The sequence below is a fragment of the Amycolatopsis mongoliensis genome (assembly GCF_030285665.1).
Taxonomy (GTDB): domain Bacteria; phylum Actinomycetota; class Actinomycetes; order Mycobacteriales; family Pseudonocardiaceae; genus Amycolatopsis; species Amycolatopsis mongoliensis.
Map to the genome: position 1 here is coordinate 7905267 of NZ_CP127295.1, position 13985 is coordinate 7919251.

Annotated in this window: 19 protein-coding genes; 14 read left to right on the top strand and 5 right to left on the bottom strand. The window is 72.2% G+C overall.

Annotation, left to right across the window (positions count from 1 at the left end):
• Positions 1 to 54: 54 nt before the first annotated feature.
• Positions 55 to 1401: an MFS transporter gene (locus QRX60_RS37895; RefSeq protein ID WP_285996264.1), complete on the bottom strand. Its 1347-nt coding sequence runs from the start codon at positions 1399 to 1401 to the stop codon at positions 55 to 57.
• Positions 1402 to 1553: 152 nt separating this feature from the next.
• Between QRX60_RS37895 and QRX60_RS37900 the strand changes: the two genes are divergently transcribed.
• The 6 genes from QRX60_RS37900 to QRX60_RS37925 all read left to right on the top strand — a co-directional run bounded on the left by QRX60_RS37900 (position 1554) and on the right by QRX60_RS37925 (position 5556).
• Positions 1554 to 2171 carry an acyl-CoA-like ligand-binding transcription factor gene (locus QRX60_RS37900; protein ID WP_285996265.1) on the top strand — a complete coding sequence of 206 codons (618 nt, stop codon included), beginning with the start codon at positions 1554 to 1556 and terminating at the stop codon, positions 2169 to 2171.
• A gap of 81 nt (positions 2172 to 2252) precedes the next feature.
• The gene (locus QRX60_RS37905; protein WP_285996266.1) at positions 2253 to 3776 is read left to right on the top strand and encodes an FAD-dependent monooxygenase; all 1524 of its coding nucleotides are present in this window, start codon (positions 2253 to 2255) and stop codon (positions 3774 to 3776) included.
• Positions 3777 to 3802: 26 nt separating this feature from the next.
• On the top strand, positions 3803 to 4189 hold the full coding sequence (locus QRX60_RS37910) for a VOC family protein (protein ID WP_285996267.1): 387 nt from the start codon (positions 3803 to 3805) through the stop codon (positions 4187 to 4189).
• Complete coding sequence (locus tag QRX60_RS37915; protein WP_285996268.1) at positions 4189 to 4509, top strand: metalloregulator ArsR/SmtB family transcription factor; 321 nt, start codon at positions 4189 to 4191, stop codon at positions 4507 to 4509. The genes QRX60_RS37910 and QRX60_RS37915 overlap by 1 nt, the downstream gene beginning before the upstream one ends.
• On the top strand, positions 4506 to 4961 hold the full coding sequence (locus tag QRX60_RS37920) for an SRPBCC family protein (protein ID WP_285996269.1): 456 nt from the start codon (positions 4506 to 4508) through the stop codon (positions 4959 to 4961). Before QRX60_RS37915 ends, QRX60_RS37920 begins: the two co-directional genes overlap by 4 nt.
• A 1-nt stretch (position 4962) precedes the next feature.
• Positions 4963 to 5556 carry a TetR/AcrR family transcriptional regulator gene (locus QRX60_RS37925; RefSeq protein ID WP_285996270.1) on the top strand — a complete coding sequence of 198 codons (594 nt, stop codon included), beginning with the start codon at positions 4963 to 4965 and terminating at the stop codon, positions 5554 to 5556.
• Here QRX60_RS37925 and QRX60_RS37930 read toward each other — a convergent pair.
• Entirely contained in the window at positions 5536 to 6312 is a 777-nt protein-coding gene (locus tag QRX60_RS37930; protein ID WP_285996271.1) for an SGNH/GDSL hydrolase family protein, read from the bottom strand. The two genes, QRX60_RS37925 and QRX60_RS37930, sit on opposite strands and share 21 nt — an antisense overlap.
• Positions 6313 to 6429: 117 nt before the next feature.
• Between QRX60_RS37930 and QRX60_RS37935 the strand changes: the two genes are divergently transcribed.
• Positions 6430 to 7134 carry an SRPBCC family protein gene (locus QRX60_RS37935; protein WP_285996272.1) on the top strand — a complete coding sequence of 235 codons (705 nt, stop codon included), beginning with the start codon at positions 6430 to 6432 and terminating at the stop codon, positions 7132 to 7134.
• On the opposite strand, the gene QRX60_RS37940 is transcribed toward QRX60_RS37935, so the two are convergent.
• Positions 7131 to 7640 (bottom strand): CGNR zinc finger domain-containing protein, encoded by a 510-nt coding sequence (locus QRX60_RS37940; RefSeq protein WP_285996273.1) that lies wholly within the window; start codon positions 7638 to 7640, stop codon positions 7131 to 7133. The genes QRX60_RS37935 and QRX60_RS37940 overlap by 4 nt on opposite strands.
• A gap of 26 nt (positions 7641 to 7666) precedes the next feature.
• On the opposite strand from QRX60_RS37940, the gene QRX60_RS37945 reads away from it, so the two are divergent.
• Positions 7667 to 7828, top strand: coding sequence for a hypothetical protein (locus tag QRX60_RS37945; protein ID WP_285996274.1), 162 nt, complete (start codon positions 7667 to 7669; stop codon positions 7826 to 7828).
• Between the two features lies 1 nt (position 7829).
• Here QRX60_RS37945 and QRX60_RS37950 read toward each other — a convergent pair whose 3' ends face one another.
• The gene (locus QRX60_RS37950) at positions 7830 to 8873 is read right to left on the bottom strand and encodes a site-specific integrase (RefSeq protein ID WP_285996275.1); all 1044 of its coding nucleotides are present in this window, start codon (positions 8871 to 8873) and stop codon (positions 7830 to 7832) included.
• Between the two features lie 190 nt (positions 8874 to 9063).
• Here QRX60_RS37950 and QRX60_RS37955 point away from each other — a divergent pair, with 190 nt between their 5' ends.
• From QRX60_RS37955 to QRX60_RS37980, 6 genes are all read left to right on the top strand, one after another.
• Complete coding sequence (locus QRX60_RS37955; RefSeq protein WP_285996276.1) at positions 9064 to 9408, top strand: YciI family protein; 345 nt, start codon at positions 9064 to 9066, stop codon at positions 9406 to 9408.
• Positions 9405 to 10601, top strand: coding sequence for an RNA polymerase sigma factor (locus QRX60_RS37960; RefSeq protein WP_285996277.1), 1197 nt, complete (start codon positions 9405 to 9407; stop codon positions 10599 to 10601). Before QRX60_RS37955 ends, QRX60_RS37960 begins: the two co-directional genes overlap by 4 nt.
• Positions 10602 to 10780: 179 nt before the next feature.
• Positions 10781 to 11869 carry a coiled-coil domain-containing protein gene (locus tag QRX60_RS37965; RefSeq protein ID WP_285996278.1) on the top strand — a complete coding sequence of 363 codons (1089 nt, stop codon included), beginning with the start codon at positions 10781 to 10783 and terminating at the stop codon, positions 11867 to 11869.
• Positions 11870 to 11908: 39 nt separating this feature from the next.
• On the top strand, positions 11909 to 12253 hold the full coding sequence (locus tag QRX60_RS37970; protein WP_285996279.1) for an ArsR/SmtB family transcription factor: 345 nt from the start codon (positions 11909 to 11911) through the stop codon (positions 12251 to 12253).
• Positions 12250 to 12681, top strand: a complete 432-nt coding sequence (locus tag QRX60_RS37975; RefSeq protein WP_285996280.1) for an SRPBCC domain-containing protein — start codon at positions 12250 to 12252, stop codon at positions 12679 to 12681. Before QRX60_RS37970 ends, QRX60_RS37975 begins: the two co-directional genes overlap by 4 nt.
• Positions 12678 to 13082, top strand: a complete 405-nt coding sequence (locus QRX60_RS37980; protein ID WP_285996281.1) for a YybH family protein — start codon at positions 12678 to 12680, stop codon at positions 13080 to 13082. The genes QRX60_RS37975 and QRX60_RS37980 overlap by 4 nt, the downstream gene beginning before the upstream one ends.
• Here the strand turns inward: QRX60_RS37980 and QRX60_RS37985 are convergent.
• Entirely contained in the window at positions 13054 to 13980 is a 927-nt protein-coding gene (locus QRX60_RS37985; protein WP_285996282.1) for an AraC family transcriptional regulator, read from the bottom strand. The genes QRX60_RS37980 and QRX60_RS37985 overlap by 29 nt on opposite strands.
• Between the last annotated feature and the right edge of the window lie 5 nt (positions 13981 to 13985).

The window sequence follows — 13985 nt, forward strand, 5'->3', positions numbered from 1 at the left end:
AGGCCTCCTTACCGGCTCTTATGGCCGGTAAGGAGGCCTTCACGGCGTTTCGCCTCAGGTGCGCTGGTACACGGTGACGTCGTCGATGTCGGCCTTCGAGCGGTCCTTCAGCAAGGTCACGCACACGACGGTGACCACCGCCGACAGGATGATGTAGCCCGAAATCGAGTACGGCGTCCCGGTCGCGTGCAGCAGCCACGTCGCCAGCAGCGGCGCCGGCCCGCCCGCGAACACCGAGGCCAGCTGGTAGCCCAGCCCCGCTCCGCCGTATCGCAGGTGCGTCGGGAAGCTCTCGCCGATCAACGCCGCCTGCGGGCCGTACTGCAGCGCGTGCGGGATGAACGACACGACGACCGCGACGAACACCAGCGCGTGGTTGCCGTGCGCCAGGATCGTGAAGTACGGGAAGGCGATCACGCCGGTGAACACCGCCCCGGCGAGGTACACCCGTTTGCGGCCGATCCGGTCGGACAGCGTGGAGAAGAACGGGATCAACGCCAGCTCGCACGCGGCGCCGACGAGGACCGCGTTGAGCACGAACGTCTTGCTGAACTCGTGCCGCGACACGACGTAGATCAGCACGTAGCTGGTGAACAGGTAGAACGGCATCTGCTCGCTGAAGCGCACCCCGGACGAGAGCAGGATCTCGCGCCAGTGGTGGCGGATCGCGTCGAGCACCGGCGTCCGCGCGGTCTGCCGGCTCTCGATCAGCTTCGCGAACATCGGCGTCTCGAGGATCTTCAGCCGGATCACCAGGCCGACCGCGACCAGGATCAGGCTGGCCAGGAACGGCAGCCGCCAGCCCCAGGAGTCGAACGCGGCGGGGGACAGGATCGCCGACAGCAGCGTCATGCCGCCCGTGCCCAGCACCAGCCCGACCGGGACGCCGATCTGCGCGAAACTGCCCAGCAGCCCGCGTTTGCGCTGGTCGCCCCACTCCATCGCGAGCAGGACCGAGCCGCTCCACTCACCGCCGATGGCGATGCCCTGGACCAGCCGCAGCAGCACCAGGATCAGCGGCGCGGCGAACCCGATCGCCGCCGTCCCGGGCAGCATCCCGACGACGCCGGAGGAGATGCCCATCAGCAGCAGCGTGACGATCAACGTGGCCTTGCGGCCGATCCGGTCGCCCCAGTGCCCGAAGATCGCGGCGCCGACCGGGCGGGCGGCGAAGCCCACCGCGTAGGTCGCGAAGGACTGCATCGCCCCCGCGTAGGCGCTCGACGCGGGGAAGAACAGGTGCGGGAAGACCAGCGCCGCCGCGGTGTTGTAGAGGAAGAAGTCGTACCACTCGATGGTCGTGCCGATCGCGCTCGCCAGCGCCGCACGCCGTACTTGCACCTTCCCGGACTTGCTGTCCGGTTCCGCCTTGTGAGTGACGCTGTTGTCGCCCAACACCATCTCGCAACACCTCCGGTGACCGATGTCACACAACAGTGTGACGCCCGTCGACGGTTTCGGCGATCGATGGCCGGCATCTCGTCCGGTCGGTGATGAACAAAGTGCCGAATCTGCAACTTTGCAGATTCGGCAAGTTCCGCTACGGTGGTCTCATGGACGCCAAAGGACTGCGTGAGCGCAAGAAGCACGAGACGCGCATCGCGCTGAGCTGGGCGGCTATCCGGCTCACGGTGGAACGCGGCTACGACAACGTCCGGGTCGAAGACATCGCCGCCGAAGCCGGGGTCTCCACCCGGACGTTCAGCAACTACTTCGGCAGCAAGGGCGAAGCCATCGTCGCCCGTCACCACGACCGGGCCCGCGCGATCGCCGAGGCGCTGCGGCAGCGCCCGGCGGGCGAGCCGATCTGGACGGCCATCGCCGAGGCCGCGCTGGCCGGGTTCGCCCTCGGCGAGCCGGTGACCGAAGGGCGGCCGCCGGAGCCGTCGTGGGTCGAAGGCCTGCGGCTGATGGTCGCGGAACCCGCTCTGCAGGGCGAGTCCCAGAAGGCGGGCGCGGCGGCCGAAACCGAGATCGCGCTCGTCGTCGCCGAACGCACCGGCACCGACGCGGCCACGGACGTCTACCCGCGGCTCGTCGCGGGCGTCGTCGGTGCCGCGCTCAACACCGTCATGCGGCAGTGGCTCCTGGCCGACCGTCCGCAGTCGATGGAAGACCTGCTGCGGGACGTCTTCGGCCGGCTCGCCGCCGGTCTGCCCGAACCGCGCTGACCCCGCTCCACCCATGCCCGGCCGGGGGCGCCGGGCTGGTTCGTCATGCCCTTTTCCCTTTCACGCCAAGGAGTTCCTGCCATGGAAGACGTCGTCATCGCGGGCGCCGGGCCCAACGGCCTGATGCTCGCCTGCGAACTCGCCCTCGCCGGCATCCGCCCGCTGGTGCTGGAGCGGCTGCCCGAGCCGACCGAGGAGAACCGCGCGAACGGCCTGGTCGGGCAAGTCGTCCGGCTCCTCGACCGCCGCGGGCTGCACGACCGCCTGGCCGGCCCGATCGGCCCGCCGGCCCCCGCGTTCGTCTTCGGGGGGATGCGCCTCGACCTGACCCTTCCCGGCCACAACACGCTGAACATCCTCGGCGTGCCGCAGCGGCGCGTCGCGGCGATGCTCGCCGACCGCGCGGCGGAACTCGGTGTCGAGATCCGCCGCGGCCACGAGCTCACCGGCCTGACCCAGGACGCCGACGCCGTCACCATCGACTTCACCGGCCCGGCCGGACCGGGCCGGCTCACCACCCGGTACCTCGTCGGCGCCGACGGCGGCCGCAGCATCACGCGCAAGCTGACCGGCATCGGCTTCCCCGGCGTCACCGAGGACCGCACCCTTTCCCTCACCGCGAACGCCACCGTCCCCGCGGAGTTCGTGGACGCCGAGTCCGGTGGGCTGAGCGTGCCCGGGCACGGCGTGATCCCGCCGTTCTTCCACTACCGCACCGAAACCGGGCTCTTCGTCTACGCGCCGTTCCCCGCCGGCCCCCTCGTCACCACGATGGAATGGACGGACGGCGAGGAAGGCAGCGACGAGCCCCCGATGACCCTCGACGACCAGCGCGCGAGCATCACGCGAGTGCTCGGCTTCGCCCTGCCGATCGGGCCGCCCGAGGGCGAGGGACCGCACCTGCTGCGGCGGCTGCGCGGCCGCAACACCCGGCTGGCCGACCGGTTCCGCGACGGCCGGGTGCTGCTGGTCGGCGACGCGGCGCACGTCCACTCCGCGATCGGCGGGCCCGGCTTGAACCTCGGCCTGCAGGATGCGGTCGCCCTCGGCTGGAAGCTCGCCGCCGAGCTGCACGGCTGGGCGCCGGCCGGCCTGCTCGACACCTACGAGAGCGAACGCCGCCCGGTCGCCGAGCGCGTCGTCATGCACACCCAGGCCCAGTCCGCGCTGATCTCGCCGGGCGCCGATGTCACGGCGCTGCGAAAGCTGTTCGGCGAACTGCTGCGGCTGCCGGACGCCGTCGCCCACATCGCCGATCTGATGTCCGGCGCGGACGTCCGGTACGAGCCGGGCACCGACCACCCTCTCGACGGCCGGTGGGCCCCGGACCTGGTGCTGGACGACGGAACGCGGCTCGCCGAGCTCACCCGGACCGGCCGGCCGCTGCTGCTGGACTTCACCGGCTCGCTGCACGACGAGCTGCACGGCTGGACCGACCGCGTCGACCTCGTCACGGGCCGGGCGGAGGGGGACGCGACCGCGTTGCTCGTCCGCCCCGACGGCTACGTCGCCTGGGCGACCAGCGCCGCCGAGCCCGACGACACCGACCGGAAGGCGCTGCGGTCGGCGCTCGAACGGTGGTTCGGCAGCCCCGTTGACATGTAGGATATCTCCTACGTATTGTTGCAGGCATGACGATCACCCACGTGCAGTTCCTGACCCTGCCCGTCGCCGACCACGCCCGCGCGCGGGACTTCTACGTCGGCAAGCTCGGCTTCGAAGCGCTCGTCGACCGCCGCACGCCCGAAGGTGGCCGGTTCGTGATGGTCGCTCCGAAGGGCGCGAAGACGGGCGTGGTGCTGACCGACCAGCAGGTCGCCGGGATCGAGCCGGGTCCGCGGCACTTCCAGCTGCAGACCACCGACCTCGACGCCGACGTCGCCGCGCTGCGGGCCGCCGGCGTCGAGGTGGCCGAGCCGGAGGAACGGCCGTGGGGGCGTGCGACGTCCTTCAAGGACCTCGACGGCCACACGCTCGGCCTGTTGCAGCCGTCGGACTTCGGCAACGTCCCGAACTGATGCCGGTCAACGACGACGTCTTCGCCGCGCTGGCCAGCCCGGCGCGGCGGGAGGTCCTGCGGCTGCTGCTGGACGGCCCGATGGCCGCGGGGTCGATCGCCGAACGGTTCGAGATGGCCCGACCCAGCCTGTCGGAACACCTTCGGGTGCTTCGGGAGGCGGGCCTGGTCACCGAGCAGCGGCAGGGCCGCAACCGCGTCTACCGTCTCGACGCGGCCCCGCTCGAAGAGGTCGCCGACTGGCTCACGCCCTACGAGCGGTTCTGGCGCACCAAGCTCGCCAACCTGCGTGACCTGCTCGACGAGGAGGAGGACCTGTGACCGGCGACGACCCGACCGCGATCCACGTCGACCAGTTCCTCGCCCACCCGGGCCGCAAGGTCTGGCGCGCGCTGACCGAGCCGGACCTCCTGGAACGCTGGATCGGCATGCCCAACGACATCAAACCCGTGGTGGGACACCGGTTCCGGCTGCTGGCCGAGCCGGTGCCCGCGGCCGGGTTCGCCGGCGGGCCGGTGGCGTGTGAGGTCCTGGAGGTCGAGCCCGAACGCAGGCTCAGCATCCGCTGGGGTCCGCGGTGGACGGTCACCTGGCGGCTGGAACCGGAGGGCACCGGCACCCGGCTCTTCCTCAGCCACACCGGCTTCGACCCGGACGACGAGTTCGAGCGCGTCTCCCGGCGGATCATGGGCGGCGGTTGGCGCTCCCACGTACCGCGCGCACTGGCCCGGTTGCTGGACGCACTGCCGGACACCGCCCCGTTACGATCGTGAGGTGACCCCCGCCGAGACGAAACCCCTGCGCGCCGACGCCCGGCGCAACCGGGCGCGCGTGCTGGAAGCGGCCGAGAGCGTGTTCGCCGCCAAGGGCACCGGGGCGCCCACCGAAGAGGTCGCCCGCGCGGCCGGGGTCGGCATCGGCACCGTGTTCCGGCACTTCCCGACGAAGGAAGCCCTCCTCGAGGCCGTGCTGGTCGCCCGCCTGCACCGGTTCGCCGACGAGGCCGAAGCCGTCGTGGCGGCCGACTCCGCGGACCCGGGCGCCGCGTTCTTCACCTTCCTCGCCGGCTGGATCGAGATGTCCAGCGCGAAGAACGCCTACTTCGAGGCGCTCACCGCCGCCGGGGTGAGCGTGCCGAAGGCGAAGTCCGAGATCGGCGCCCGGCTGCTCGACGCGCTCGGGGTGCTCCTGTCCCGGGCCCAGGCCGCGGGCGCGGTCCGCGAGGACCTCGTCCCGGGTGAGCTGATCACGATCATCATCGGCGTGGCGAAGGCCGCCGAGTACGCCGGCCCGGACACGCGGCTGCGCGAGCGGGCCGTGACGATCCTCTTCGACGGCCTCCGGCCGTCAGCGGGGGAGCGACGCTGAGCCGAACGGCTCCAGCGTCGGCCGCTTCGGGGCCATGGCGTCCCCGGACGACTCGCCCTTCACCCGGCGCCGCACCCACGGCAGCGCGTGTTCCCGAGCCCACTGCAGGTTCTGGCTGCGGCGCGCGGCGGGGCTCAGCACTTCGCGCGGCGCCGGTTCCGGGCTCGTCAGCGGGTGTTCGACACCGAGGACCCGCAGGACCTCGATGGCGACCTCGGTGTGCCCGAGCGCGTTGAGGTGCAGCCGGTCCGGCGCCCAGAACCGGCGGTCGCACAGCTGCCGCATCGACCAGAGATCCACCAGCAGCGCGTCGTGGCGGGCCGCGATGCCGCGCACGAGCTCGTTGTAGATCGCCACCCGGCCCCGGATGGTGCGGAACAGCGGGTCCTCGACGCCGTCGACCCCGGTGAACAGGATCAGCCGGGCGCCGGTCGCCCGGATCCGCGCGACCGCGGTCTCGTAGGCCACCAGCAGCGCGTCGATGTCGACCTTGGGCCGCATGAGGTCGTTGCCGCCGGCGTAGAGGGAGACGAGATCGGGGTCCAGGGCGAGCCCCGGCTCGAGCTGTTCGCCCAGCACCTGCGGCAGCAGCTTGCCGCGGATGGCGAGGTTGGCGTAGCGGAAGTCCGGCTCGCGCGCGGCGAGCTGCTCGGCGACGCGGTCGGCCCACCCACGCACGCCGTTCGGGGCGGCCGGATCGTCGTCCCCGACGCCTTCGGTGAACGAGTCCCCCATGGCCACTAAGCGCTTGCTCATGTCTGCAGTCTAAGCAAGCGCCACCCGGAAGGATCATCGCCCATGGGCTTCGCGGCACCGGTCGAATCCGGCCGTCCCCGGATGACGTCATGGCAAGAGGCCGCCAAGGAGGCAGACATGACGAAAGAGTTCGAGGTGGGGTTCGAGGGCACCCTGGCCGGGACGCCGGAAGAGTGCTGGCGCGCCGTCACCGTCGAGGCCGGGAGCTGGTCGTGGCCCATCTCCTACGAGCCGTGGGTCGGCGGCCGCGAAACCGGGCTGACCTTCTACGGCGGGGAGGTCACCGTCTGGCAGCCCGGAGAACACTTCGCGACCCGGTGCGAGAAGGACGGCTGGTTCAACCAGCTCGACTACGCCTTCGAACCCCGCGGCGACGCCACGCACTTGAAGTTCGTGCACCGCGGCGTCTTCCTCGATGACTGGGACACCAACTACGACGCCTGCCGCAAGCACACCGCGTTCTACTACCACTCGCTCGGGGAGTACCTCGCGCACTTCCCCGGCCGCAGCGCCACCTACGCGATGACCGAAGCGCCCGAGTCGTCCGCCGAGCCCGACGGCTTCGCCAAGCTCGAGAAGGCGCTCGGCGTCCCGGATGACGTCCGGGTCGGGGACCGGCTGGCGGTCCGGGGCGAAGAGAGCGTCGTGGACTACGCGACGCCGGAGTTCCTCGGCGTCCGGACCACGGACGCGCTCTACCGCTTCTACGGCCGCAACGCTTTCGGCTGGCGGATCGGCGTCGGCCGGCACCACTTCGCCGCCGTCGACGCGCAAACCGAGGAACGCGCCTGGCAGACGTGGCTCGCCGAGGTCTTCGCTTAGGCCGTCAGCTGCCGGGCCCGGTGGTCGGCGACGTGGACGCGGGTCGCGCAGCGCGTCGAGCAGAACCGGCGGCGGCCGTTGCGCGAGGTGTCGACGTACGCCGTTTCGCAGCCGTCGCGGCCGCAGATGCCGAGGCGGTCCGGGGCCTCGCACACGAGGTGGGCGAGCCCGCCCGCGGTGTAGGCGCGGACGCGGCCGACCGGGCCGGCGTCTTCGGCCGAGTAGTGCAGGTGGGGCGGTTTGCCGTCGTGGGTGGTGATGTACGGCCGGCACGCCGCCCGGGCCAGCAGGTCGTTGACCAGGTCCGGGCGTGCCTCGGGGCCGGCGGCGAACACCGGCCGCAGCCGGTGCGCCCACGCGCCGATCCGCGTGGCTTCGTCGCCGGTCAGCGCCGCGATGGACATGCCGTTGCGGACCATCCCGTCCAGCAGTTCGCTCGCCGACCCGGCGTTCACCAGGTCGGCGGCCACGAGCGCGGCCGGACCGCCGTAAGGGTTGAAGTGCACAAAGCCATTACACCACGATCGGGGGCATGGACGGAAACCGTTGCCCCCGCTGCGGCTGGCCGCTCGCCGAACTGCCGGCGACCGCGGCCCGGCCCGCCACCCCTCGGCTCGACTACGTGCGCTGCGTCTGCGGCAGCTGGCTCGCCCGCCTCGACGGCGAGGTCGTCGGCGCCACGCGGACGCCGTGACTCAGAGGTCGAGCACGCCCGCCGCGTTGTCGTTCCACTGGTCGACCCGGCGGATGTACTCGTACAGCGCGCGGCTGCCGCGCACCCAGCGCCCCTGGTCGGCGATCGCGAGGTCGTCGGCCCCGGCGCGGCGGGCCTCGGTGGCGAACCCGGACCGCAGGGAGTGCCCGGTCACCGGGTACGGCAGGCCCGCGCGGACGCCGGCCCGGGTGAGGATCTGGTTGACGCCCGTCGTGCTCAGCGCGGGCTCGCCGACGTTGCCGTGCCGGTCGACCCGCCGGAACGCGGGGCCTTCGGTGATCCCGGCGCCCGCTCGCCACGCGTGCCACGCCCGCACCGGGTCGGTGTCGGGGTTCTCGCGCCGCGGGACGACCATGTCGCCGGTGCTCTTGCCGTGCCGCACGGTCACCGCCAGGCCCCGGTCGTCGACCGGCTCGACGTCGGTGACCAGCAGGTTAGCCAGGTCGGAACACCGTGCGGCGATGGGAAAGCCGATCAGCAGCATCGCGCGGTCACGGGCACCGGACAGGGTGTCCGGGCAGGCTCGTGACATCGCCCGCAGGTCGGTGAGGGTGACCATGGTGGCCTTGCCGCGGCCGCGCTGGATCCCCTCGCGGGCCAGCCGCTGCCGGTACCCCTTCAACGCCCGCCACGCGGCGCGGCTCGCTTCGGGATCGACGACGACCTTGTGGTGCCGCAGCCCGGCGAGCGCGCCGGTGAGCCGCCGCTCGATCGTCGACGGCGCCGCCGGGGCGGCCCGTTCCGGCACCTCCGGTACGACGCGTTCGTCCGGGCGCAGGGTGCGGCCGCGTTCGAGCCAGACGACGAACCCGGTCAGGGCGCCGATGGACGCCGACAGCGGCGGGATCCCGGCTTCGGCGGTGTAGTCCTGCCACACCTGCCAGTCCTGCGCGTAGGCCTTGAGCGTGTTCGGCGGCCGCTGCTCGTCGACGTGCCGGGCGGCGGCCTCGTCGAGCAGCGCGAGCCGGTCCTGCGGGCTCGCGGCGGTGAGGGCGGCGTCGGTCACCGGTTCGAGCTCGGGCACGCGCCGAGGTTACGGGATGTCGATCTCCGCGGGCGGGAACCGGGCGTCGGTCACCGCTTCGGGTCGTTGACGAGTCTGATCCTCATGGCTTGATCCTTTCGGCGGTGTCCACGCAGAATCGGTCCCCGGACCGCTGTCGATCCGGCCGTGCGCCGTTCGTATGAGGGGCGGGACAGCGAAAGGAGCCGACGTGAAGCAGTACCTGCTCAGCATCTACCAGCCCGACGGGCCGACCCCGCCGCCGGAGGTGCTCGACGGCGTGATGAAGAAGCTCGACGCCCTCAACGCCGACCTCAAGGCGGCCGGGGCCTGGGTGTTCGCCGGCGGGCTGCACCCGCCGTCCAGCGCCACCGTGCTGCGGGCCGGCGACGGCGACACGCTCGTCACCGACGGTCCCTTCGCCGAAGGCAAGGAACACCTCGGCGGGTTCACGATCATCACCGCGCCCGACCTCGACGCGGCGCTCGCCTGGGGCAGCCGGCTCGCCGACGCCGTCGCGCCGCTGCCGGTCGAGGTGCGGCCCTTCGCCGGATGAACGTCGAGGACGTCTTCGCCGCGGAGTACGGCCGCGCGGTGTCGGTGCTCGTGCAGGTCTTCGGGAGTATCGACGTCGCCGAGGAAGCCGTGCAGGACGCGTTCGCCGAGGCGGTCCGGCGGTGGCCGGACGCCGGAGTGCCGCCGAGCCCGGCGGGCTGGATCATCACCACCGCCCGCAACCGCGCCATCGACCGCCTGCGCCGCGAAGCCGCCCGGGAGGACAAGCACGCCCAGGCCGCGCTGCTGCACGCCGAAGCCGAACCCGTGGAGGAGGGCGCCGTGCCCGACGAACGGCTCCGGCTGATCTTCACCTGCTGCCACCCCGCGCTGGCCCGCCCCACCCAGGTCGCGCTGACCCTGCGCCTGCTCGGCGGCCTGACCACCGCGGAGATCGCCGGCGCGTTCCTGGTGGCCGAGCCCACGATGGCCCAGCGGATCGTCCGGGCGAAGAACAAGATCCGGGACGCGGGCATCCCGTACCGCGTCCCGCAGGACGCCGACCTGCCGTCGCGGCTGTCCGCGGTGCTCGGCGTGCTGTACCTGATCTTCAACGAGGGCTACACGGCGAGCGCGGGGGAGGACCTGGTCCGCGACGACCTGTGCCACGAGGCGATCCGGCTCGCCCGCGTCCTCGCCGGGCTGATGCCCGACGAACCTGAGGTCTGGGGCCTGCTGGCGCTGGTGCTGCTGATCGACGCGCGCCGCGCGACCCGCACGAGCGCTTCCGGTGACCTCGTCCTGCTGGCCGACCAGGACCCCGCCCGGTGGGACGCGGAGCTGATCGCCGAGGGCCAGGAGATCGTCCGCAGGTGCCTGCGCCGCAACCAGCCGGGCCCGTACCAGATCCAGGCGGCGATCCAGGCCGTCCACAGCGACGCACCCACGGACTGGTCCCAGGTCAAGGCCCTCTACGACCAGCTGCTGGCCGTGACGCCGACGCCGGTGGTGGCGCTGAACCGGGCGGTGGCGGTCGCCGAGGTCGACGGTCCCGGCGCCGCGTTGGCCCTGGTCGAGGCCCTGGATCTCCCACGGTTCCCGCTGTACCACGCGATCCGCGCGGACCTGCTGGACCGGCTCGGCCGGGCCGGGGAAGCGGTGGCGGCGTACACGAGGGCGATCGAGCTGACGCGCAACTCGGCCGAGAGGGCCTTGCTGGAACGGAAGCGCGCCTCAGCGTCAACTCTCGGTTGACATCAAGGGGGTCCTAGTTTTTCGAGGCCCCAATCTGCCTCCCGAAGCCCCTTCGGTCTTCTGCCGTGTTCTGGGTTGGGATATGTGACCTTATCCGAACCCAGAGTCTCCTCTGACTTTCTTCTGATTTTGAACAGCTGCTTTTAGTTCTGATTAGAAGCTTTGATAGACTCTCGATCATGACGGAAGATGCTGGTCAGCCGCGGATTTGCGAGTACCGGCGCTGCGGGGCGCCGCTGCCACCGGCGGTGGGGCGAGGGAGCCGGGCCCGGTTCTGCCAGGACGGGAAAACCTGGGGGCGGCGGAACCTGTCGTGCCGCGACGCCGAGGCTGTCCTGTCGGACGCCGAGTCGCTGCGGGAGAGCGACACCGAGCTGGACGACACCGCCGTCACCGCGCTCGCCGGACAGGTCGACCGGGTGCTCGAGCCCGCGCGAGGGCTCGTCGAGACGCTGACGACCCTGCGGCACCAGCTGGAAGCCACCACCGCCGCCGCACTCGCCGAACGGGACGCGGCCTTGGCCGAGGCCGACGACGACCGCCGCCGGCGCGGGCTCGCCGAAGCCGAAGCCGCCCAAGCGCGAGACGTTGCCGATGAGGCCACGCGGACCGCGGCCGACGCCGAGAAAGAGAAGGCTGCGGCCCTGCGGGAACGGGACGACGACCGCGCCGCCCGGCGGGCCGCGATGCAGGAGCAACAGCGCGCCGAAGGGCAGCTGGCCGCGGTGCGGGACGAACTCGGACGGGTCGCCGAGCGGGCCGATGCCACCGCCGCGCTGGCCGGTGAGCGCGCCGCGGTGATCGCCACGCTGACCGCCGAACTCGCGGCCGCGCGCGGGGCCCTCGACGACGAACGCGAACGTGGTCAAGCCGCCGCGGCCCGCGCGGACTCGGCTGAAGCCCGTGCGGAAACCACAACAGCGCGCCTCGACGCGGCCGAGACGCGCGCGGAGGCCGCCGAGGCTCGTGCCGAAGCGGCGGCCGGACGGCTCGATGCCGCCCGTGAAGAGCTGTCCCGGGCAGCAACTGCCCATCAGGCGGCCCTCGAACAGGCCCGGGCAGCCGGCGACCGGCGGCTGGCGGAGGTGCAGGCCGCGCACGAGCAGACCGTCCGGTCCATGCACGAGACCACCACGAACCTCGGCGCCGAGCTCCGCGCCTGCGCAGGTCGCGCCGACAACGCCGAGCGCGCGCTGGCCAGGACGCTCGCCGTCCTGCGGGAGGCCGACGTGAGCGTGCCTGAGGACGTCGCGGCAATGCTTAAGTAGTTACTTGACTATTAACGGGCGCAGGCATAACTTAAGTACATGCTTGACCATGAGCTGGACCTGGTGTTCCGCGCCCTGGGCGACCGGACGCGGCGGGCACTGGTGGAGCGGCTGGTGCGCGGGCCGGCGTCGGTCAGCGAGCTCGCCGAGCCGCTGACCATGTCGCTCGCCGCCGTGGTGCAGCACCTGCAGGTGCTCGAATCCGCCGGGATCGTCCGGTCGGAGAAGGTCGGCCGCGTCCGCACCTGCCGGATCGAACCGGAGATGCTGCGCGCCGGCGAGCACTGGCTGGGCCGGCAGCGCACCACGTGGGAAAGCAGGCTCGACCGGCTCGGCGACTTCCTGGCCGAGCCGCCCGGAACGTCGGAAGGGGCCACCTCATGACCGTCATCCACAGCACGTTCACGCTGGAACGCACTTACCCCGTCCCGCCGGCCCGGGTGTTCGCCGCGTGGGCGGACCCGGCCGCCAAGGCGCGCTGGTTCGTCCCCGACGGGACGCACGAGCTGGACTTCCGCGTCGGCGGCGGGGAAACCGTCGGCGCCACGAGCCCGGACGGCACGCCGGTGGCCGTCGCCTCGACCTACCACGACATCGTGCCGGAGCAGCGGATCGTCTACTCCACGACCCTGACCGGTGGCAAGACGCTCGCCACGGTCTCGATCACGACGGTCGAACTGGTCGGTGAAGGCGACGGCACCCGCCTGGTCCTGACCGAGCAGGACACCTTCCTCGACGGCGCCGAAGAACCGGCGTGGCGCGAGCAAGGCACGGGCGACTGGCTCGACCGGCTGGGCGAGGCACTCCGATGACCGCCGCACTCGCCGCGCTCGTCGAATCCCGGGTCGGCGCCGTGGCGGCGAAGGACATCGAGACGCTGGTGGCCCAGTACGCCGAGGACGTCACGCTGTTCGACGCGCTCGGCCCGTTGCGCGACACCGGCCAGGACGTCGAGCGGAACCGGCTGCGGGAGTGGTTCGGGGCCTACCGCTCCACGATCGACCTGCGGATCAAGGATCTCGAGGTGGTCGCCGACGGCGACGCCGGGTTCGCGCACTACCTGTTCCAGGTCCGCGGCACCATGACCGACGGCACCGAGGTGGACATGTGGGTGCGCTCCACCGTCGGTTTCCGCCGCGGCGACGACGGCTGGAAGATCGTCCACGAGCACAGTTCGGTGCCGTTCACGCCGTCCGGTACCGCTGGGGGCTGACGCCGAACTCGCGCTTGAAGGCCGCGCTGAGGGCGAACGCGCTGCCGTAGCCGACCTGGTGGGCGACCGAGCCGATCGTGGCGTCCGGCTGCTGGCGCAGCAGGTCCGCGGCGAGCGCGAGCCGCCAGCCGGCGAGGTAGGCCATCGGCGTCTCCCCGACCGTCGCGGCGAAGCGCCGGGCCAGCGCGGCTCGGGAGACACCGGTGTCGGCGGCGAGCTTCGCGACCGTCCACGGCTCGGCGGGCTGGTGCTGCAGCAGCCGCAGCGCCTGCCCGACGACCGGGTCGTCGTGGGCGCGGTACCAGGCCGGCGCGCTGGTGTCGGGCCGGTCGAACCACGTGCGCAGCGCGGCGATCAGCAGCAGGTCGAGCAGCCGGTCGAGGACGGCTTCCTGCCCGGGCACGTCCCGGCCGATCTCCCCGGCGAGCAGCCCGACCAGCGGCGTCGGCCAGTCGGCCGCCCGCAGGACGATCAGCGTGGGCAGCGCAGCCAGGAGCTTCTTGCTGATCTCGCCTTCCATGCCGTAGGTGCCGGTGAGCAGCACGACCGGGCCGCCGGTGCCCCACGTGCGGACGCCGAGGTCGGCGTACTCGGTGAGGTGACCGCCGTCGGGGGTGCGGCACTCCTGGCCCGGCAGGATCAGTGCCTGCGGCGGCGTCGACGGGTGGTCGGCGACCAGGTACGGGTCGGGGCCGCGGGCGATCGCGACGTCGCCTTCGCCCAGCAGGACGCTCTCGCCGGCATCGGGGACGATCCACGCTTCGCCGCGCACGACCGAAACGACGGTCAGCGGCGCCTGGTCCTCGATGCGCAGGGACCACGGCGGGGTGAGCACCGAACGCAGCAGGAACGCACCGTGGGCGCGGGGGCCGTCGAGGAGCGCGGCGAGCGGATCCATGGCAT